This window comes from Microbispora sp. NBRC 16548, from assembly GCF_030268985.1.
Taxonomy (GTDB): Bacteria; Actinomycetota; Actinomycetes; order Streptosporangiales; family Streptosporangiaceae; genus Microbispora; species Microbispora catharanthi.
The window spans coordinates 1-756 of sequence record NZ_BSSF01000061.1 but is presented as its reverse complement, the minus strand read 5'-3'; the positions used below and the strand labels follow the sequence as shown (position 1 = coordinate 756).

At 73.5% G+C, this 756-nt stretch carries 1 protein-coding gene; it reads right to left on the bottom strand.

Annotated features, from left to right (window positions below):
• The coding region (locus tag QSK36_RS43025; protein ID WP_285786437.1) for an HAD-IC family P-type ATPase at window positions 1-756 on the bottom strand (756 nt) is incomplete at both ends.

Sequence of the window (756 nt, the reverse complement as noted above, 5' to 3'; positions counted from 1 at the left end):
TGGACTCCAGCACCTCGGGACCCTTGATCAAGATGCCGAGCTGGGCGCCGCGGCCGGTGCCGACCAGCAGCGCGGTCGGCGTGGCCAGCCCCAGCGCGCAGGGGCAGGCGATGATCAGCACCGCGACGGCGGCGGTGAAGGCGGCCCCGGCGCCCTCGCCGGTGCCGAGCCAGTACCCCAGCGTGGCCACGGACAGGGCGATGACGATCGGCACGAAGATCCCGGAGATGCGGTCGGCCAGGCGCTGCACCTGCGCCTTTCCCGTCTGGGCGTCTTCCACCAGGCGCGCCATCTGGGCGAGCCGGGTGTCGGAACCGACCCGGGTGGCCCGCACGACCAGCCGACCTCCGGCGTTGACCGTCGCCCCGGTCACCGCATCGCCCGGCCGGACCTCGACGGGGACCGACTCGCCGGTCAGCATCGAGGCGTCGACGGCAGAGGTGCCTTCCTCGATGATGCCGTCGGTGGCGATCTTCTCGCCGGGCCGGACCACGAAACGGTCGCCCACCGCCAGCTCTCCGACCGGGATGCGCACCTCGGCCCCGCCGCGGAGCACGGCCACATCCTTGGCGCCCAGCTCCAGCAGCGCGCGCAACGCCGCCCCCGCACGCCGCTTGGAACGCGCCTCGAAGTAGCGCCCGGCCAGGATGAACGCGGTCACCCCGGCGGCGGCCTCCAGGTAGATGTTGCCCGAGCCGTCGCTGCGGGCGATGGTCAGGTCGAACCCGTGCCTCATCCCGGGCACACCGGCATCGC